At 32.7% G+C, this 3,492-nt stretch carries 4 protein-coding genes; all 4 read left to right on the forward strand.

Translation table 11 applies throughout. The features are described 5' to 3' along the window. Positions 1-224: 224 nt before the first annotated feature. The 4 genes from ABMA76_RS15540 (at position 225) to ABMA76_RS15555 (ending at position 3,403) form a co-directional block, all read left to right on the forward strand. Complete coding sequence (locus ABMA76_RS15540; protein WP_392908532.1) at positions 225-587, forward strand: hypothetical protein; 363 nt, start codon at positions 225-227, stop codon at positions 585-587. 24 nt (positions 588-611) lie between these two features. After that, on the forward strand, positions 612-1,016 hold the full coding sequence (locus ABMA76_RS15545; RefSeq protein ID WP_392908530.1) for a hypothetical protein: 405 nt from the start codon (positions 612-614) through the stop codon (positions 1,014-1,016). A 204-nt stretch (positions 1,017-1,220) separates the two neighbouring features. Next, positions 1,221-2,933, forward strand: coding sequence for a CocE/NonD family hydrolase (locus ABMA76_RS15550; protein WP_392908528.1), 1,713 nt, complete (start codon positions 1,221-1,223; stop codon positions 2,931-2,933). Positions 2,934-2,962: 29 nt separating this feature from the next. Then, positions 2,963-3,403: a hypothetical protein gene (locus tag ABMA76_RS15555; protein ID WP_392908526.1), complete on the forward strand. Its 441-nt coding sequence runs from the start codon at positions 2,963-2,965 to the stop codon at positions 3,401-3,403. Positions 3,404-3,492 lie beyond the last annotated feature (89 nt).

The raw sequence follows: 3,492 nt of genomic DNA on the forward strand, positions 1-3,492 counted from the left end.
TAAGACACTAAATTATAATTGTCCTTACGAGATCTTTTATAAAAAGAATGTCGCACTGGTTTGTTGAGCTCAGCCGGGTACTTTTCGAGATTTTCAGTAGTTAACAACGTTCATTATTTATTCATAAATATAAACATTTCAGCTTTTTACATCTGTCTCCCTCAACGAGGTATTGTGAACTTGTTTAGTTAAAGATTTATGAAGAAGAATATTGGAGAACATTTATGAAAAAATTATTACTAGTACTATTATCACTAACTGCTTTTTCGGCCCACTCTGCAACTTACAAGGGGCAAAATGAAATGGATCAGGCACTTGTTGGAAATGAGAATGTTGAAGTAACAGAAATCGTAGCAGGTGAGAAGTATAATCTTAAGATGAATTATGCTGGTCAGCTTCAAGTTGATACAACTTGTGAAAAAGACCGTGTTGAAAATGGATCTATTGTTTTTAGCTGTATGATCTATGAAGAAGAAAACCATAAAGTTGATCTTGTATTTTGGAAGCAAATGGGAATTCAAGATATGATCACAATCGCCCTTAATACTGGAATGGGCCTAAGAGTAAACCTAGAAAGAATTGATTAATAAATTTGTATAAGGATAGTTAAGATGAAGTATTTTATAAAGTCATTACTAGTATTAACATTAATTTCTAATGTTTTTGCAAGCGATAGCTGTCACAACTACTTAGTTATGCCCGAGTTAGATGGACGTGTCGACATTACAGAAAAAGTTCTAAAAGTTTTTGAAGATAAGGGTTATACATTTACAGAAGTTAAGAGTATCGATGATTTACCAACTAATGGAACTGTAAATTATATGACTATCTTTTCAGACCTTCATAAATATAGAGGTGCATATACTAGTATTTCTATGCATGAGTCTTTTCTAAGAGATGGTGAAGCTGAGTATTCACAAAAGAGTTCGATTCGACTTACTAAGAAGCCTTTATTTGGATCTTGGGTAAAAAGCCTAATTCGATCTGTTAAGAAAAAAGTACCTGATTGTGAATAATTAAATACAAGCAAGACAAAAAAAGGGCCTTACAAGGGCCTTTTTTCTTACCTTTATCTTATATTCTAAAATTGCCATTAACTGTTCAGTTAATTTTATTGTGTCTATTTATTAGACATATAGTCTGCTTAAGTTGTTAATTCTTAATACATATGCTGGCCTTGGTGTTGCTCTAATATCAATACAACTTATCGTGGGAATTATATGCTAAATAAAATTGTCTTCCTTATTATTACTCTGATTACAACTTCTCAAGTTCACGGGCTAACTGTAATTCGTAGTATGGAGCAACTTTGCAGTGATTTAAAAACTTTCAACAAAAATGAGCTTATTGAAAATAAGAAGATAAAAATAGCAGATGAAAATTTTGTTACGTTTTTTAAAACAGACTTTGAAGACTATTGTGGCAAAGTCAGAAAGATTGTGGATATTTCTCATTATAAGGTCTATCAAAATATTAATGATGGTAGAATTATCGAATTAGTGATTGACCGCGAAAATACTATTCGCTTTTTGAACTATGAAACTCCATTACCGCAACTTCACGCAAGACAATTAATGCCAAAAAATGGGGATGTATTGCTGCCTACTTTCGTATTTAGGCCGCTGGATATTGCGTTTAGTGAAAAGCGCGATGCGATTCTTGGACAATCACCTTATCATTTTCACTCTACGTCTTTGTTAAATTCTCTGTATATAATTGATGATGTTCTTCTAAGAAATTACGATATTATCTCAAGTGTCGTTAGAGGAACTTTCTTTGGGAAAGAAGGGTTTGATTGGCTTGATTGGAAGCAGGCAAGGAATGATTCAGATGCCATCATCAATGAAATTGTAAAACAGGATTGGCATAGCGGAAATATTATTGTTCAAGGTGCTTCGTATGATGGCTTCATGGCGCTTGCGGCCGCTACGACATATCATCCTGCCATTAAACTTGTTATGGCCGCTAGTGCACCAACAAGTCCTCGTCGTCATTCATTGGCAAATGGTGGCCTGTACTATTCAAGTTTAAATTATGAATTACGATTTAAATCTAAAAGTTTCACAAATACAAATAAGATTAAATCGTTAATTAGTGACGATAACTCTCAAGGTGATCGAAGTATCATTACGCGCTTGAATGAGCATTATGCATTCTTTTATACAGAGTTTGATGACTCTCAATTTTCAACATTTTATGAAAATTATGTTGCCACGATGAACAATGAAATTGCTAGTTCTTCAATCAGAAATAATGATGATCTATATAGTGCGCTTAAAGAAGTTGAAGTTCCAATTGTTATTGAGTTTGGTCACAGTCAAGATCAAGATAGTAAAGATTCTCTTGACCTATATAAAGAACTTAAGGGTCGCAGTAATGTTAAGTTGGTTTCCCATAATTGGGGGCATTACTCTATTGGCCTTTCATTTGGTATGTGGGAGTTGGCAGCTGGTGGTTACTCTGATCTTGGAGTGGATAACTATATTCAATTCTATAAATCATTGGACTCTTATACTCATCTTCACTACAGCGATTACGTAAACTATATAAGAACGAATAAGAATTCATATGAAGAATATCGAAATGAAAATTATCCAAGACTTGTGTCTTTGAAGTTCAATGATAATGTCACTAAAGCGACGGATAATTTTTTTGGTACGTTTAAGTTACGATTCAAAGTTACTGGGGTTACAAAGCCTGTTTTTGTTAGATCGACTCTTTCTATAGATCAAAACTGGATTGTTCAAAATATGCTTTCTGTAAAAGTTGATAAAGACGGGATCTATGAAGTGGAAACTCAACATTTTGATGGGGCCGTAAAAGAACAAATCTATGCTTATTTTACAATTTTAAATATGAATAAGGATGACTCATCAGTAAACAATATAAAAGTTGAGGCCATTGATGTTACTAATCAAGGGCGCCCATTATAGTTATAATAAAAGAATTAAGGAGAGTTTTTATGAAGAAATATATTTGGTTTTTAATTATTATGCTTAATACTACTGTACTTGCTAATAGTCTTGATTTTGAAATTCCTTCAGCTTGTGAAATTAATTTTAAACAAGCAAATAGAGCTGTTAATGATGGCGGAAAAGTTATTCAAAATAATTTTAATGTTTATACAAAAGAGCTACAAAGTATGTACAAAGGTGGAGAACCCAATCAAGAAACATGTGATAAGTATCTACAGATCACAGATTCAATTCAATTGATTAAATTTCACTTCTACACATCAATGAATTATTTGAATTCTGCTCTGCAGACAGGATGCTCTGATAACGAGATGACAGCTAAGATTTCAGGTTCTCTAAACTATATGAATAATGAAGTTAGTAAAATTTCTAATGTTGAGGCCAAGTATATACTTAATTTTGCTTCATATTGTGTGAGATTAGAATAATTATAATTAGGTGCGCGGCTGAGCTCAACAAACCAGTGCGACATTCTTTTTATAAAAGATCTCGTAAGGACAATTATAATTTAGTGTCT

The sequence above is a fragment of the Halobacteriovorax sp. ZH5_bin.2 genome (genome assembly GCF_043196375.1).
Taxonomy (GTDB): domain Bacteria; phylum Bdellovibrionota; class Bacteriovoracia; order Bacteriovoracales; family Bacteriovoracaceae; genus Halobacteriovorax_A.